This window comes from Serratia sp. CY38905 (genome assembly GCF_052168875.1).
Lineage (GTDB): Bacteria > Pseudomonadota > Gammaproteobacteria > Enterobacterales > Enterobacteriaceae > Serratia > Serratia sarumanii.
Genome location: NZ_JBJNLV010000001.1, coordinates 1,304,212 through 1,318,051 on the forward strand (window position 1 = coordinate 1,304,212; position 13,840 = coordinate 1,318,051).

The following is a 13,840-nucleotide window of genomic DNA, read 5'->3' on the forward strand; positions in this document are numbered from 1 at the left end:
TCGCCGATCTGGACTACAGTGAACGCTGTTCATTTATCCGGCCGGGAGAAACGATGCCGAGCTTTAATCCTTCAGCCCCGTACTTCAGCGAACGCCTGCAGATGCGGCCGCCGGTGATGGCGGACCTCGAACGTTTCTACGCCATCTTTGGCGATCCGCAAACCCAGCTCTTCAACCCCGCCGGCCCGCTCACCAGCGAGGCGCAGGCCGCTTCGGCGCTGCAGGAGCGGCTCGCCGGCTGGCGGCAACACGGCTACGGCTCCTGGGCGCTCGCCCTGCGCGAACGGCCGGATTGGGTTATCGGGTTTGGCGGGTTGTCCTGGAAACCGCTCGGCGCGCAGCGCACCGTGAACCTCGGCTATCGCTTCGACACCCGCGTCTGGGGCATGGGGCTGGCCACCGAGATGGCGTGGGCTTCACTGCAATACGGGTTTGTCGGGCTGGGGATGGGTGAGATTTCCGCCATTGTGCGCGCGGAGAATCAGGCTTCGTGGCGGGTGCTGGAAAAGATCGGCATGCAGCGTGTGGATACGCTGGATGACGTGCCCGGCGCGGCGCCGAGCCTGGTATATACGCTAAAGCGCGGCGACTATCAGGGCTGATCGTCGCTGATTTTAGCCAACGCCATGCGGTAAGATTTGACCTTCTGACGCTTTTTCAGCCAGGTGGTGGCAGAGACGATGAACACCGCGCCCGACATCGCCAACACGCCGATCGGGTGGCCGTAAAACACCATCAAGGCAAAGTATACGGCGGAAACGATCGCCACCCACTTCGCCGTATTGCCCATGTCGTTCTTCTCCTGGGTCAAACGGCGGATGTGCTCTTCTTCACTGATTCCCATACGCGCTCCTTGTTGGCTGAACGTTCCATTATATGGGGCTGGAATGTTGATATTTCAAGCAGTTGGATGGTAAAGAAGCGTAAAGCTCAGGCCGGCGGTTCCCGCCGCCGAGGCAGATAGCGCCCGGGCTGATCGGCGCCCGGCAGGCCGGTGCCGTCGTTGCGGCCAAACAGCCGGTAGCGATTGCCGGCGACCGCGTCGTAGACCTTGTCCGCCAGCCGCGGCGGCAGGTAACGCGCCAGCGCCAGCACGCGGTACGGCCACCCCAATTGGCGCAGCGCCTGGAACAACGCAGCCGAACGCAGCCAATAGCGCCCCTGCTCAACATAGACCACGGAATCGAAACGATCGGTCGGCAGCCCCAACGCCTGCAGGATCGCCTGCCCTTCGACGGATTGCACCGTCGCCAACAGAATGCACCGCTGCCGATCGGCGCGAATAAGATACCTTACCAGCCCGTGACACAGATTGCATTCGCCGTCGAACAACAGCGCGCGATCGCCGGGCTGGAGATAGGGCAATGGTGATAAAGGGGTCATTCCGCCTCCCGTTAAACGCACGCCTTAGCCTAACGCGCCTTGAGCGTGCGAACCAGAGCGGGATGACGGCCCGTTAACGCGCAGGCGGGGCGTCCGGCACGGCGACCACCGCGACGCGCACCTCGTAATGCTTGGCGCTGCCCGCCGGGATCACCGCCGTCAGTTTATTGATGGTTTCCACCGGATTGTCGCTGGCCGAGGTGGCGCAGAACAGTTCGCCGCCGTGGCAGAACCCCGGCTTGGGCGGGTGCCCGCCCGGGAAAGGCGGCATGCGCATCGGCTCATCCGCCGCGGGCGGCACCGCTTTGGCCGCAGGCGCCTCGGGGGCAGATATCGCGCTCGCGCTGAACAACAGCGCCATGCCCATGCAGGGCAGCGCCAGGATCTTGATTGCTTGTTTCATTGAATTAGCCTCATTTGCCGGGTTCGGGATTACGCTACCCCGCTCCCGGCTAATGAGAAAGCCGCTTTTCGCTACCTTTTCGCCCCGCTACGTTTTGCTTACATCCCGCGTCTAACTTAATGAAAACAGAAGATTTGGAAGCACTCCGATTTTTCCATCCTTCCACACGGCGCATACAACCCTGTGTGGAAGGCTTTAATTTTCCAATCAACCACTTAATGGGGATACAGGCTAGCTTTCCTGCTTATCTTTTCTCTTCTGCCTAAAGTTTTCGTCATTAATACAATATTGGTAAGAATCAACGATCAACCCCGTTAGCCGCAAAATATTTTCCGGGCGGTCGATAATGATATGCCCCCCTGCTGCCAACTCCAGGCCGGCGCGAGTTATCTCAGCCTGCCTGGCATCGTCTATCTCAAGCGGAAGCAAAATGGTTGGGCGTTGCTTATTGTCGAAATAACGCAGAATCCAACGCGTCGTCTTCCCTTGAAAGAGGATGCTGTAATAGCTTTCGGTATCTTTCGCAACCAGCTCTGCCTCAGTGCCCAAGATCATCGCCACATTGTCAAACAGGCACCTTTCTGCAAATGTAGTCACTATTTTACTATTCTCGGGGTCAACGATCGGGGCGAGCGGGTCGGGTCTGTTTTGCGTTTCACCTTCATCTGAGGATTCAGACGCTACAACATTTTCCGACGTCACTGACAGGCCAGAAACGACCATCGCACTCACTGCTTTTTCAACAGCCAAACGAACCAATGGCGTTATTGTGTCCAAAAAACGTTGGTTTAGCTGACGCTGAACGTTAGAGCGACTTGCCACATAACGAACAAAATCTGAATCAACGTCTCGAAGGCTGGCGCTGATAGTTTTTGTAAATGAAGTCAGATAGATACTTTCTTCAGCTAACGTTCGCAGCGCTTCAGGCTGAAATTGGTCGTGTCTAAATCTATAAAGCTGATCAATATCAGAATCGTTTAGATTATTAAAATCTATTTTCAGGAATGGCGAATCATCCATGATGTTCTTATCTTTCAGATCGGTGAAAAATCGCCATTCTTTTCCATTAGTTATTGCAGAAACCGTGACCTCTGGTGTCGCATTAAAATAGCGAGATAGCTGGGGACTATGGTTTGACAGATTTTGATTGAAAGACTTCGCCTCGATGAACATGACGGGAACCGCATGGCAAAAAAGGGCGTAATCAACGCGTTCACCCACCTTAACACCTGGAAAATCAGCACCATACTCTGCCTTCACCTTAGTGGGGTCATACGGATGAAAGCCTAAGGTTTCTAATAACGGCAAAATTAATGCCTGCTTAGTCGTTTCCTCAGTATTGCAATGCTGGCCAACAGAGGCCACATGAAGAACATGGGCCTTAAGCTTATCTCTGAATGCATTCATCAACCATCCCTCTGCTGTGTTAAATCGCTGTAGTCTTAAATCACACGTTTAAAAGTGCTTTTCTTGCAACAAAGCGGTGTTCTTAAATAGAACTCCGTCAATATTTAATAGAATTAGCATTAATTATTAGTTATATAGCAGAACAAATAGCCTTAATCAAAATAGGAACACGAAGACCTACAGCCGATCACAATAAAAAAGAGATAAGTATTAACAGATGGGAATTTATAGCGAGTGAACCATTATTGGTACTTATACAGAATCCAGCGACAAATGATGGGCAGGGAATACTGCCCATCTATCGCGTTACTTACCGTTTGTCAGCGTGTTATAGCTGGTCATCAGATTGCGGTAGTCCGGGATATGGTTGGAGAACAGCGTGCCCAGACCTTCGATGTCGTTGCGCCAGTCGCGGTGCAGCTCGCAGGCGACGCCGAACCAGGTCATCAGCTGCGCGCCGGCGGCTTCCATACGGCTCCAGGCCGACTGACGCGTCAGCTCATTGAAGGTGCCGGAGGCGTCGGTCACCACAAAGACCTCAAAGCCTTCATTGAGCGCCGACAGCGCCGGGAATGCCACGCACACTTCGGTCACCACGCCGGCGATGATCAGCTGCTTGCGGCCGGTGGCTTTCACTGCGTTGACGAAGTCGTCGTTGTCCCAGGCGTTGATTTGGCCGGGGCGGGGAATGAACGGGGCATCGGGGAATTGGGCCTTCAGTTCCGGCACCAGCGGGCCGTTGGGGCCGTTTTCGAAACTGGTGGTCAGAATGGTCGGCAGATTGAAGTACTTCGCTAAATCACCCAGCGCCAGCACGTTGTTTTTAAACCGATCGGGATCGATATCGCGCACCAGCGAAAGCAGCCCTGCCTGATGATCCACCAGCAATACGGCGGCCTGATCCTTGTCGAGGCGTTTGTAGTTTGCAGTCATGGTTTTACTCCCGTGGGGGTTGATGTTGCGGATGAAGCGCCCCGCCGCTGGGACGGGGCGCAGAGGTCTAAGTGTAGCGCCTGAGCCGGGGAACGCTTCCCGGCTCGGGCGCCTGCGGTCAGCCGGCGCTCGCTTCGGCGTTCATGCTGCCGAACTTGCCGCTGTTGAAGTCGCGGAACGCCTGCTGGATTTCCGCGTCGCTGTTCATGACGAACGGGCCGTAGCCGACGATAGGCTCATCGATCGGTTCGCCGCTCAGCACCAGCAGCGCGACGTCGTTGTTGGCTTCGATAGTGATCGCATCCCCCGCCCGGTCGAAACGCACCATTTGGGTTTCGCGCACCACCTCTTCGCCGTTGACCAGGATCGCGCCGTGCAGCATCACCAGCGCCAGCGTATGGCCTTCTTTCACCGTCAGCGTGGTGGTGTGGCCGGCATTCAGCTTCATATCCCACACGTTGAGCGGGCTAAAGGTGCGTGCCGGGCCGGCGTGGCCGCCGAAGTCCCCGGCGATCACCCGCACCTGCCCGGCGCCGTCCGCCAGCGGAACCACCGGAATATCGGCGTTCAGCAGCGTCTGGTAACCCGGCTCGGCCATTTTGTCCTTGGCCGGCAGATTGACCCACAGCTGCACCATTTCCATGGTGCCGCCCTTGCGCGAAAAGTCCCGCGAATGGAACTCTTCGTGCAGAATGCCGGAGGCGGCGGTCATCCACTGGACGTCGCCGGGGCCAATCACCCCGCCGCTGCCGGTCGAGTCGCGGTGTTCCACTTCGCCCTGATAGACGATGGTCACCGTTTCAAACCCGCGATGCGGATGCTGACCCACGCCGCGGGTGCCGGAGGCAGAGCGGAATTTGGTTGGCGCCGCGTGATCCAGCAGCAGGAACGGGCTCATTTCCGCCCCCAAATCGTTATAAGAGAACAGCGAATTCACCAGGAAACCGTTACCGACCCAATGTGCTTCCGGGCTGTTGTGAATACCGAGGATTTTTTTCATCTTGAACTCCCGTTTCAGGCCTCACGGCCTTAAGTTGATGGCAGAAGTTTAATCCGTCGGGGTTTGCTGCAGTAGTAGGCAAGATGTACACTCAGCGTTCTACTGGTAGAACGATAAGGGATAGGATGCTGACCGATCTGAACGATCTGTTTTTCTTCGCCAGCGTGGTTGATCACCAGGGATTCGCCCCCGCCGGCCGGGCGTTGGGCATTCCCAAATCCAAGCTCAGCCGCCGCGTGGCGCTGCTGGAAGAGCGCCTGGGCGTGCGCCTGATCCAGCGCTCGACGCGGCGTTTCTCGGTGACCGAGGTCGGCCAAAACTATTACGCGCACTGCAAGGCGATGCTGGTGGAAGCGGAAGCGGCGCAGCAGGCGATCGAACAGACGCGCGCCGAGCCCTGCGGCACGGTGCGCATGTCCTGCCCGGTGGCGATCCTGCACACCCGCGTCGGCAGCATGGTGGCGGCCTTTATGGCCGACTATCCGAAGGTGACGGTGCATCTGGAAGCGACCAACCGCCGGGTGGACGTGGTGGGGGAAGGGTTGGATCTGGCGATCCGCGTGCGGCCGCCGCCGCTGGAAGACAGCGATCTGGTGCTGAAGATCCTGGCGCAGCGCACCTGGTGCGTCGCCGCCAGCCCGGCGCTGGTGCGCACCCTCGGGCCGGCGCACGCGCCGGAAGACCTGCGTAAATACCCGACGCTCGATCTCGGCCCCGCGCGCGCTCAGCACCAATGGCGGCTGACCGGCCCGCAGGGTGAACGGGTGGAGTGGGAACACACGCCGCGGCTGGTCACCGACGACATGCTGATGCTGCGCACCGCCGCCATCGCCGGCGCCGGCATCGTTCAGCTGCCGGCGATGATGATGCGCGACGACATGCTGCGCGGCGAACTGGTCCAGCTGCTGCCCGGCTGGCAGCCGCAGGGCGGCGTGGTGCATGCGGTTTACCCGTCGCGCCGCGGGCTGCTGCCGGCGGTAAGGCTGCTGCTCGATTATCTGGGCGAGCAGTTCACCAGCATCGAAGAGGAGTGATCAGGCGGTGATTTCAATCGCGTTGCCGTCCGGATCGCGGATGACGGCCTCGTAGAAGCCGTCGCCGGTCCAGCGCGGCGCGGACTGCAGGATGCCCTCCTGCTGCGCGCGCTGCGCCAACCGATCGACCTGCCGCTCATCCCCCAGCGACAGCGCGATGTGCGCCCAGCCCACCCGCTCTTCCTGGGCCTGCGCCGGCAACAGCGTCGGCACGCGCATGATCTCCAGCGTCGGCCCGGCCGCCAGGCTGACGAAGCGGGAAACAAACCCCGGCCGGTTGCGGCTGACGTACTCCTCGCCCGCCTCAGCGTTGAAATAGCGCTGCCAGAACGCCAGCTGCGCGTCGATGTCGCGGGTCCACAGGGCTACATGGGCTATTTTCATCATCATTCTCCGGTCGGTAAATCGCTGTGCCAAACCTGGCCGCCGCCCTGCGCCACCTGCAGCTCGAGCTGCGGGTGCGCGCCGCGCACCGTCACCAGATGATCCACCCGCCCGGCGGGCAGGAAGGGGTAAGGGGCGTAGGTATTGAGTTTGTCGCGGGTACACAGCACCGCTACGCTGCCGGCACGCGTCAGCAGCCGCTTTTTGAACGTGGCGTCCTGGTAGCTCAGCGCGGAAAAGCCGCCGTCCGGGTCGTAGGCGCAGATGCCGGTGAACACCAGATCGAAATGGAAACCGTCTATCTCTTCCGCGGCTTTGGCGTCCACGCAGCCGCCGACCTGCGCATCCAGCTCGCCGCCGATCAGAATGGTGCGGAGCCCCGGCCGTTCCAGCATTTTGCCGGCGATGCTCAACGCATTGGTCACCACCGTCAAACGCCGATCGCGTGGCAACAGATCCGCCAGATACAGATGGGTGCTGCCGGCGTCGAGGAAGATCAGTTGTTCTTCACCGATCAACCCCAGCGCGGTCTGCGCCAGCGCCAGCTTCTCATCGCCGCTGAGCGCCATGCGCGCCGCAACGGGCCCCTCGGCCGGCGTCGGCGCCAGCGCGCCGCCATAGATGCGTTTGCACAGATTCTGCGCCGCCAGCTGGCGCAGATCGCGGCGGATGGTGGCTTCGGTGGTATTCAGCCGCTGCGCCATCTCCAGCGCCAGCACCCGCCCCTGTTGGCGAAGCGTGTCGAGAATGGCCTGGTGGCGCTCATTCGGTAGCAGTTTGGACATCGTGTCAATCCGGTGACGCTAAAGTGATCACAAATGTACACAAACAAACATAAACGTACAACCGTGAGCGAAAGAAAAATCGCCGGGCAGGATTTTCGCCTGCGGGATGTTGGCTATACTGAGGCAAGCGAAGTTACCGCAGACGTAACGGCTTGGACGCTAAGGGAAAACGATGTTATTGACGATCGCAAGGTGGCTGTTTCAACTCCCCGGGAAGCTGTTCGGGCTGATTTTCAAAAATCGCCTGAGGATATTTTTATTCTTCATGCTGGTCGCCGTTGGGGTGCTCGGCGCCAAGCGCTATCTGCGCGCCCACCAATATGACGACGAGTTCAGCCTCGCCGCCCCCGCCGATTACAACCGCGCAATAAAGCGCGAAATGCCGCTGCGCGAGGCGCGTGAACAGTGCGGCGGGCCGCTGCATGACAATGCCGGGCAGCCGTGGCCCGCCTCAGCGGGTTATCTGCATCAGCCGACGCGGCTGCCCACGGCCGGTCTGCATCGGCTGACGCTGGATAATCAGGGCAACGATTTTGCGGTGCTGGTCAAGCTGGAAACGCCGACGGCGCCGCAGCAGCTGGCGGAAGTCTTTATTCCGCCCGCCGGCAGCTTCGAGGTGAAAATCAATGCGGACGCGGAACACGTGATGAAAATCAAGAACATCAAGACCGGCTGCATGTTCCGCTCCCGGCCGTTCAACCTGGATAAACAGCGCGATTGGCGCATGCCGCTGACGCTACAAAAGGACGGCAGCCTGCAGCTGCAGTCGATAGGCGATCGCCAATTCTGATCGGGCGCCGGGCGGAAAAGCCGGCGCCGCATAGGGTTACTTTTTCACCGGATGATCGCGGCGGAACAGCTCCCAGCTTTCAATTTCCTGCCCACTCGGCAAGGTGCAGGTGGAATACTGGCCTGCCGCATTCTCTTTGGCGTTCAGCTTGCCGCCGATTTGGGTGCAGTACACGTCGGCCGGGTTCGCCATGCCGATCGGTTTCACCTGCGGCGGCGGTGGCGCATCGTTGGATTTCACGGAACACCCCTGCAACATCGTCATCCCTGCCAGCAGGGAAAGCATCAACGTTTTTTTCATTTTTCCAGCTTATGCAAAAAAGAACGGCGGAGCGCTCCGCCGTTCGCTTATCATGAAATAAAGGATTTGCCCTGTTTCAGCACCAGATCGCAGGCTTTTTGCTTCACCTTCTCGGTGATCTGCGAGGTGCCCAGGCTGTTCAGATCCAGGCTCTTGCCTTCGCCGGTCTGCAGCAAGCCGCCCAGGCCCTGCTGATAATCCTGGCTCTTGGCGTTTTCGGTGCTGGTGATGCCCAGCTTGCTGAGCAGCTGATCTTTCACCCCTTCGGCGCCGTTAGCCGACAGCACGTTGTTTTTCACGCAGTACTGCAGGATGCCGGCGGCATTGGTCATGCTGCTGGAGCTCAACGCCTTGTCGCCACCGTTCAGCAGGCCGGTCAACGAGGAGAGCGACATGCCGCCGCTGCTGTCGCCGCCCGACTTGCTCAGTTCGCCCGCCGCGCTGCTGAGGGAATCCATCAGCCCGGCGGCCTGGCTGGCGCCGCTGGCCAGGGTAGCGGACAGCGCCAAAGCCAGCAGTAAACGATGTTTGGTGATCATAGTGGTGAAACTCCTGTAATAACGGCATGCAATCGGCGCAGCGCGCCGGGATACCCTTCCGACGCCGCTGGCGGCGACAAGTTCCTTTAATCTCGCCGCCGCGCCGTTTTTCGGAATTCAGGAAGTTTAGAACTGCCAGCGCAGCCAGGCGAAGAACACGTTGCCGTTGTTATAGGTGCCGGGAATGTAGGTCGCCTGGAACGTCAGCCGCTGATAGCCGATAGAGGCCAGCGGCAGCGGCGCCGGGATGGGAATGTATTTCCAGTTGTCACGCGCGGTGACGCTGGCGGTAAAGCCAAGCCCCAGGCGGAAATCCTTGTCATCCAGCGGGCGCCAGATCTTCTCGTAGGCGTAGCCGCCGATCGGCTCCCACTTGTTGAAGGAGTCCTTGAACGCCATGATGTAGATGCCGTGCCAGTCGCCGTCGCTGTCGTAGCGGGAGATGCCGTAACCGGCGCCCCACGGGCGTTCGTTGTACTTATCGATATGTTCATCATCGTAAGTCCAACGGTTGTGCCAGGTAATGGCCGGGATATAGAGATCGTGGTTAGGCGAGTTGTTCCAGGTCTCCGCCACGTTATCGGTAAAACGCTGCCATAGACCCGGTTTTTCAGCCTGCGCGGTATTGCCACTTTCTGTACCAACCTCAGCGTAAGAAGGCAGTGCAGGAAATATCAACGCCAGAGAACATGCCAAAAGAGTCCGTTTGAGAAACATCGTAAAGCTCCTGTAAAAATACGGCCGCAGATTTTTACCGATAGCCCAGGCAAGATCAAGCTGTATCTAATTTATCCAACGCCCGTTGTACTTTGGTTAAGTTTAGCGCCGGAAAATGCCCAATAATTCATAACAAATTGTACCGATATCCGCATGCTATCGCCTTTAAGGCGGCAAAGCCGTGGGAAAAGTCCGCTTTGTCGCACGCTACTCGCGGGCAAGATGCTTGACCAACACATCGACATCGAGACGGTTCACAAATTCCAGAGAATATGAGGAATAGAGGCCGAACAGGCGGTTTTGGTGCCCGACCACCACCAGATCGATGCCGGCCTGATGAATGAAATCGTTGACGTCCTTAAAGCGCCGGATGGTGACGATTTCCTTGACCGCAACCGGCGCATCGACGGCACTCACCAACCGGCTCAGCATCGCCTTGGCGGCGATCACCTCCTGCGCCTGGCGATCTTTGACCAGCGCATCGCTGCCGTACTCCAGCTCCGCATAGTCGGCGTTAAGGTGGCCGACGGTGATGGCGATCGGCAGCCCGCGCACCATCGCCACCGTTTGACGCAGCAACGGCAGCCCATCGCGCTCATCGTGAATCAGTACCAGAATATGTCGATAGCTTTTCATCGCTCTTTCCCCCGTCAGTCAGTGCCACTGGGGCACCGCCCTCTTTGGTAGGTATACGCCATCTGCGCGCACGTGGAGAAAAGTTTACGTATCACTTCCCACGGAATGTGATGGCCACCACGTTATCTTAGCGCCCGCAACGGCGTATTTTAACGCCGGCCCGACGTGGCGCGCACCGCCGCCCCCGTAAAGCAAAGCTGACGAAAATGGGCGAACAAAAACCGATTGTTGTTAATTTTTTGTTTTTTAATGGTTGCGCAATAGTTTCATGAAATAAGCGTGCGGCAGATCACCAAAATCCCCCTTCACGTCAGCTTCGGTTTTTCTTTCCCAGGCAAAAAGCGTTGTGTCGCTCAATGGGATTTAACGCGGCGTCAAAAGTACCGGATGATTCGCCCTGCATCATGATAAATGCCAATGCGCCGCCGCTTTTCTGTCGATATACCGCCAATGAAAAATACCGCCTCCTCCCAATACACGATAACCCTACTTTTTATGTATTTCCCAATCGCGTAAAGCGCCGAATACAAACCGCCTATTTACCGCCTGCCCACGTTCTCTTGAACAAGCCGACGCTTTAAATAACTGTTAATGCTAACGACACAACATCGCCAGCAATTTATTTTTGCTGATTTTCGCCTGACAAAATAAAGATAAATAATCCGGAGCAATCAATGAAAATAACTATCGGGTCATTCATTCTACAACAGCTTCACGCCCTGAACGTCGATCGTATTTACGGCGTGCCCGGCGACTATAACCTCAGCCTGCTGGAGCTGCTGGAAAGCGATGACCGGCTGGCGTTTATCGGCAACTGCAATGAATTGAACGCCGCCTACGCCGCCGACGGCTATGCCCGAATGAAGGGCGCCGGCGCGCTGATCGTCACCTACGGCGTCGGCGATCTGGCCGCGCTGTCCGGCATCGCCGGAGCCTATGCCGAATCCTCGCCGGTGGTCTGCATCGCCGGCACGCCGCCGCTGCACGCGATGAAGAATCATCAGCTATTGCACCATACTCTGGGCGATGGCAATTTCGACAACGTCATGAACTGTTTTAAACAATTCACCGTTGCTCAAGCCTTGATTACGCCGGAAAATGCCGCGCAGGAAATTCCGCGCGTTATTTCCCGCGCCTGGATAGAGAAGAAACCGGTCTATTTACAGCTGCCTTCCGATATTTGCGACGTCGAAATTGAAATCGCCGCAGCCGCAGCGGCGCCGCAGTTGCCGGCCAGCGATAAATACAATGTGCAATTAGCGGCGATGGCGCTGTTAACCAAAATAAAACGCGCGCAGCGCCCGATCATGTTGGTCGACCAAATGGTGGATCGCTATCAGCTGCAGCGGTTGGTGATCGAGGTCGCTCACCGCTTTGCCATTCCGCTGACCAATATGCCGACCGCCAAATGCATCATTCCGGAAGATACCGCCGGTTGGATGGGCGGCTACAGCGGCAACCTGTCGCGCCCCGAACTGTATGAACGCATGGCGCACTCGGACTGCGTGCTGAGCTTCGGCGTGCGTCTGGTGGACTCCACCACCGGCTATTTCTCGCAGCAAATTCCCGCCGCCGCTCAGGTAGATATCCAGCCGTTCTCGCTAAAGTTGGACAACACCTCCTATCCGGCGGTGGCGACGGCGGATCTGCTGCAGGCGCTGCTGGATCTGAGCGAAGACGCGCCGGTACAGCCCCTGGCGCCGCTGCCCGATCCGCGTGAAAAGCTGGCGACGCCGAGCGACGCCCCCATCGACCAGGCCTATCTGTGGCAACGGATCCAGCGATTTATCCGGGCAGATGACGTGGTGGTGGTGGAAAACGGCACCTCGGGCGCCGCCATCGGCGGCATGCGCATGCCCGGCGGCGTCAAGGTGGTCAACCAACCGATCTGGGGCTCGATCGGCTATACCCTGCCGGCGCTGCTCGGCACCCTGATGGCAGCCCCTGAGCGCCGTCACCTGCTGTTCATCGGCGACGGCTCCTTCCAGCTCACCGCGCAGGAAGTGTCTACCCTGCTGCGCTGCGAGCAAAAGCCGATCATCTTCCTGATCAACAACGACGGCTACACCATCGAGCGGTATATCCTCGGCGAAAACTCGTCCTATAACGACATCGGCCCGTGGGACTACGCCAAACTGCCGGCGGTATTGAATACCCAGGCGCAGCCGTTCAGCGTGGCGGTGGAAACCACACAACAGCTGGAAATGGCCCTGGAACGCGCCTCACGGCAGGATCGGCTGGCGTTTATCGAGGTGAAAGTGCCGATGATGGACACGCCGCCGGTGATGAAAGAGTTCTGCAACCGCTGCAACAGCTTTAACTTCGGCCTGACCAACCCGCGCCGCAGCGCCTGATGCGCGATCGCGCCGCCGATGGTTTCAGGCCACCGGCGGCGCTTTCTTTTGGGTTACCCGCCGGCGCGCGCCATACAGCGCTGGCGGCGTTCATCCACCCGTTTGGCGAACCAGGCGGTGGTCAGCTTGCGGGTGATTTTCGGGCTTTCCAGCTGGATGCCCGGCAGCATCTCGCGCGGCAGCTTGCCGCCCGCCAGCGCAAAGACCTTCTTATACAGATCGGTGTCGGCAAAGTCGGCCGTCTCGCCTTTCTCGAGCGCCCGGCGAATGGCGCTGTCGCTCATGTTCAGGCGCTTGCCGAGCGTGCGCACCGCCAGCTCGGTCGAGCCGGGCTTGTCGCTGCCGAAGTCGATAAGATCGCCGTCCAGCGCCAGCGGAATGGCGCTCGCCCGGCTGACCGCGTTTTGGAACGCCGCGTTTCGGCTGGCGTACCAGCCGGCGTTGAAGTCGGCAAAGCGATAAATCGGCCGGCTGTAATCGGCCGGGTATCCCAGCAAATGCATAATGCCGAAGTACATACCGCCGCGCCGGCTGAAAACTTCGCGGCGAATCGAGCCGTCGACCGGATAAGGGTACCCTTTGGCGTGCGCCTCGGCGAAGGCGATGCTCACCTGCATCGGGCCGCCGGTATGTACCGGGTTTAAATGGCCGAACAGCTTCTGCCCCATCGGCACGCGGTCGATCATGTCATCGAAGATATCGCTCAGATCCTTCTCGGTGCGCACCTTATCGAGCCGCTCGCTGTAGCTCTGGCCGTTCGACGACGAGATCTTCAACGCGGTGTGTACCAAAAAGTTCGGGATGTGCATCTGATCGGCGCGGCGGTCGATCTCCTTCCAGGCGATCTTCGGCAGCCCCGGCACCTGCGGGTTAGCCCGGAACGTCGACTCCTGTTCGGTCACCGCCAGCACCGAACACAGGTTCTCATCGCTCGGCTCGATGCCCTGCGCGGCGAAGGCGGCGGTAATATCGGTGGCCCAGCCCTGACGATCGCCGGCGTTGGCCGGGATCAGCGTCAGCAGCCGGGCTTTGACGTCGGCGGGGCGCGCCGTTGGCGCCGTGGTGGTGGTTTTGCTGGTACAGCCCGCCAACGCCAGCAGCGCGGCCAGGCTCAGCAAACGGAAGGATATCGGGTGGAATAAACGAGGTATCGGCATCTTTTCCCTGAACGTGAT

Annotated in this window: 18 protein-coding genes; 5 read left to right on the forward strand and 13 right to left on the reverse strand. The window is 58.9% G+C overall.

The features are described 5' to 3' along the window. Positions 1-53 precede the first annotated feature (53 nt). Positions 54-602, forward strand: a complete 549-nt coding sequence (locus tag ACJ8MK_RS06535; RefSeq protein ID WP_047569093.1) for a GNAT family N-acetyltransferase — start codon at positions 54-56, stop codon at positions 600-602. Here the strand turns inward: ACJ8MK_RS06535 and ACJ8MK_RS06540 are convergent. The 6 genes from ACJ8MK_RS06540 to ACJ8MK_RS06565 all read right to left on the reverse strand — a co-directional run bounded on the left by ACJ8MK_RS06540 (position 593) and on the right by ACJ8MK_RS06565 (position 5,126). Next, positions 593-844 carry a hypothetical protein gene (locus ACJ8MK_RS06540; protein ID WP_049196431.1) on the reverse strand — a complete coding sequence of 84 codons (252 nt, stop codon included), beginning with the start codon at positions 842-844 and terminating at the stop codon, positions 593-595. The two genes, ACJ8MK_RS06535 and ACJ8MK_RS06540, sit on opposite strands and share 10 nt — an antisense overlap. A gap of 86 nt (positions 845-930) precedes the next feature. Then, on the reverse strand, positions 931-1,383 hold the full coding sequence (locus tag ACJ8MK_RS06545) for a thiol-disulfide oxidoreductase DCC family protein (protein WP_041033568.1): 453 nt from the start codon (positions 1,381-1,383) through the stop codon (positions 931-933). A 73-nt stretch (positions 1,384-1,456) separates the two neighbouring features. Beyond that, a complete protein-coding gene (locus ACJ8MK_RS06550; protein WP_033653306.1) occupies positions 1,457-1,786 on the reverse strand; it encodes a hypothetical protein in 330 nt (109 codons plus the stop codon). A 231-nt stretch (positions 1,787-2,017) separates the two neighbouring features. After that, a complete protein-coding gene (locus tag ACJ8MK_RS06555) occupies positions 2,018-3,193 on the reverse strand; it encodes a type I restriction endonuclease (protein ID WP_033653307.1) in 1,176 nt (391 codons plus the stop codon). 306 nt (positions 3,194-3,499) lie between these two features. Continuing rightward, entirely contained in the window at positions 3,500-4,126 is a 627-nt protein-coding gene (ycaC, locus tag ACJ8MK_RS06560; protein ID WP_033653308.1) for an isochorismate family cysteine hydrolase YcaC, read from the reverse strand. Positions 4,127-4,244: 118 nt separating this feature from the next. Continuing rightward, entirely contained in the window at positions 4,245-5,126 is an 882-nt protein-coding gene (locus ACJ8MK_RS06565; protein WP_047569096.1) for a pirin family protein, read from the reverse strand. A 125-nt stretch (positions 5,127-5,251) separates the two neighbouring features. Between ACJ8MK_RS06565 and ACJ8MK_RS06570 the strand changes: the two genes are divergently transcribed. Beyond that, positions 5,252-6,160 (forward strand): LysR family transcriptional regulator, encoded by a 909-nt coding sequence (locus tag ACJ8MK_RS06570; protein WP_033637243.1) that lies wholly within the window; start codon positions 5,252-5,254, stop codon positions 6,158-6,160. Here ACJ8MK_RS06570 and ACJ8MK_RS06575 read toward each other — a convergent pair whose 3' ends face one another. Together ACJ8MK_RS06575 and ACJ8MK_RS06580 are read right to left on the reverse strand one after the other, a co-directional pair. Then, positions 6,161-6,544: a VOC family protein gene (locus tag ACJ8MK_RS06575; protein WP_033647378.1), complete on the reverse strand. Its 384-nt coding sequence runs from the start codon at positions 6,542-6,544 to the stop codon at positions 6,161-6,163. It lies immediately after the preceding gene. A gap of 2 nt (positions 6,545-6,546) precedes the next feature. Next, the gene (locus ACJ8MK_RS06580) at positions 6,547-7,329 is read right to left on the reverse strand and encodes a DeoR/GlpR family DNA-binding transcription regulator (protein ID WP_103772629.1); all 783 of its coding nucleotides are present in this window, start codon (positions 7,327-7,329) and stop codon (positions 6,547-6,549) included. A gap of 33 nt (positions 7,330-7,362) precedes the next feature. Here ACJ8MK_RS06580 and ACJ8MK_RS06585 point away from each other — a divergent pair, with 33 nt between their 5' ends. Both ACJ8MK_RS06585 and ACJ8MK_RS06590 read left to right on the forward strand, forming a co-directional pair. Further along, entirely contained in the window at positions 7,363-7,653 is a 291-nt protein-coding gene (locus ACJ8MK_RS06585; RefSeq protein ID WP_225845530.1) for a hypothetical protein, read from the forward strand. Next, positions 7,595-8,119: a hypothetical protein gene (locus ACJ8MK_RS06590; RefSeq protein WP_223307172.1), complete on the forward strand. Its 525-nt coding sequence runs from the start codon at positions 7,595-7,597 to the stop codon at positions 8,117-8,119. Before ACJ8MK_RS06585 ends, ACJ8MK_RS06590 begins: the two co-directional genes overlap by 59 nt. Positions 8,120-8,155: 36 nt before the next feature. On the opposite strand, the gene ACJ8MK_RS06595 is transcribed toward ACJ8MK_RS06590, so the two are convergent. From ACJ8MK_RS06595 to ACJ8MK_RS06610, 4 genes are all read right to left on the reverse strand, one after another. Continuing rightward, positions 8,156-8,419: a putative hemolysin gene (locus tag ACJ8MK_RS06595; RefSeq protein ID WP_004940597.1), complete on the reverse strand. Its 264-nt coding sequence runs from the start codon at positions 8,417-8,419 to the stop codon at positions 8,156-8,158. Positions 8,420-8,469: 50 nt separating this feature from the next. After that, positions 8,470-8,958, reverse strand: a complete 489-nt coding sequence (locus ACJ8MK_RS06600; RefSeq protein ID WP_033637239.1) for a DUF2501 domain-containing protein — start codon at positions 8,956-8,958, stop codon at positions 8,470-8,472. A 126-nt stretch (positions 8,959-9,084) separates the two neighbouring features. After that, entirely contained in the window at positions 9,085-9,675 is a 591-nt protein-coding gene (pagP, locus tag ACJ8MK_RS06605) for a lipid IV(A) palmitoyltransferase PagP (protein WP_025301698.1), read from the reverse strand. 207 nt (positions 9,676-9,882) lie between these two features. Then, entirely contained in the window at positions 9,883-10,311 is a 429-nt protein-coding gene (locus tag ACJ8MK_RS06610; RefSeq protein ID WP_033647383.1) for a universal stress protein, read from the reverse strand. A 674-nt stretch (positions 10,312-10,985) separates the two neighbouring features. Here ACJ8MK_RS06610 and ACJ8MK_RS06615 point away from each other — a divergent pair. Then, positions 10,986-12,665, forward strand: a complete 1,680-nt coding sequence (locus ACJ8MK_RS06615; RefSeq protein WP_041033553.1) for an alpha-keto acid decarboxylase family protein — start codon at positions 10,986-10,988, stop codon at positions 12,663-12,665. A gap of 53 nt (positions 12,666-12,718) precedes the next feature. Here ACJ8MK_RS06615 and ACJ8MK_RS06620 read toward each other — a convergent pair whose 3' ends face one another. Continuing rightward, the gene (locus tag ACJ8MK_RS06620) at positions 12,719-13,822 is read right to left on the reverse strand and encodes a DUF1615 domain-containing protein (protein ID WP_049235153.1); all 1,104 of its coding nucleotides are present in this window, start codon (positions 13,820-13,822) and stop codon (positions 12,719-12,721) included. Positions 13,823-13,840 lie beyond the last annotated feature (18 nt).

Coding starts and splice junctions, on each gene's coding strand:
- ACJ8MK_RS06535 (WP_047569093.1), top strand. CDS start 54: ATGCCGAGCTTTAATCCTTCAGCCCCGTACTTCAGCGAACGCCTGCAG.
- ACJ8MK_RS06610 (WP_033647383.1), bottom strand. CDS start 10,311: ATGAAAAGCTATCGACATATTCTGGTACTGATTCACGATGAGCGCGAT.
- ACJ8MK_RS06540 (WP_049196431.1), bottom strand. CDS start 844: ATGGGAATCAGTGAAGAAGAGCACATCCGCCGTTTGACCCAGGAGAAG.
- ACJ8MK_RS06590 (WP_223307172.1), top strand. CDS start 7,595: ATGCTGGTCGCCGTTGGGGTGCTCGGCGCCAAGCGCTATCTGCGCGCC.
- pagP (WP_025301698.1), bottom strand. CDS start 9,675: ATGTTTCTCAAACGGACTCTTTTGGCATGTTCTCTGGCGTTGATATTT.
- ACJ8MK_RS06570 (WP_033637243.1), top strand. CDS start 5,252: ATGCTGACCGATCTGAACGATCTGTTTTTCTTCGCCAGCGTGGTTGAT.
- ACJ8MK_RS06600 (WP_033637239.1), bottom strand. CDS start 8,958: ATGATCACCAAACATCGTTTACTGCTGGCTTTGGCGCTGTCCGCTACC.
- ycaC (WP_033653308.1), bottom strand. CDS start 4,126: ATGACTGCAAACTACAAACGCCTCGACAAGGATCAGGCCGCCGTATTG.
- ACJ8MK_RS06595 (WP_004940597.1), bottom strand. CDS start 8,419: ATGAAAAAAACGTTGATGCTTTCCCTGCTGGCAGGGATGACGATGTTG.
- ACJ8MK_RS06565 (WP_047569096.1), bottom strand. CDS start 5,126: ATGAAAAAAATCCTCGGTATTCACAACAGCCCGGAAGCACATTGGGTC.
- ACJ8MK_RS06575 (WP_033647378.1), bottom strand. CDS start 6,544: ATGAAAATAGCCCATGTAGCCCTGTGGACCCGCGACATCGACGCGCAG.
- ACJ8MK_RS06580 (WP_103772629.1), bottom strand. CDS start 7,329: ATGTCCAAACTGCTACCGAATGAGCGCCACCAGGCCATTCTCGACACG.
- ACJ8MK_RS06620 (WP_049235153.1), bottom strand. CDS start 13,822: ATGCCGATACCTCGTTTATTCCACCCGATATCCTTCCGTTTGCTGAGC.
- ACJ8MK_RS06555 (WP_033653307.1), bottom strand. CDS start 3,193: ATGAATGCATTCAGAGATAAGCTTAAGGCCCATGTTCTTCATGTGGCC.
- ACJ8MK_RS06585 (WP_225845530.1), top strand. CDS start 7,363: ATGTACACAAACAAACATAAACGTACAACCGTGAGCGAAAGAAAAATC.
- ACJ8MK_RS06615 (WP_041033553.1), top strand. CDS start 10,986: ATGAAAATAACTATCGGGTCATTCATTCTACAACAGCTTCACGCCCTG.
- ACJ8MK_RS06550 (WP_033653306.1), bottom strand. CDS start 1,786: ATGAAACAAGCAATCAAGATCCTGGCGCTGCCCTGCATGGGCATGGCG.
- ACJ8MK_RS06545 (WP_041033568.1), bottom strand. CDS start 1,383: ATGACCCCTTTATCACCATTGCCCTATCTCCAGCCCGGCGATCGCGCG.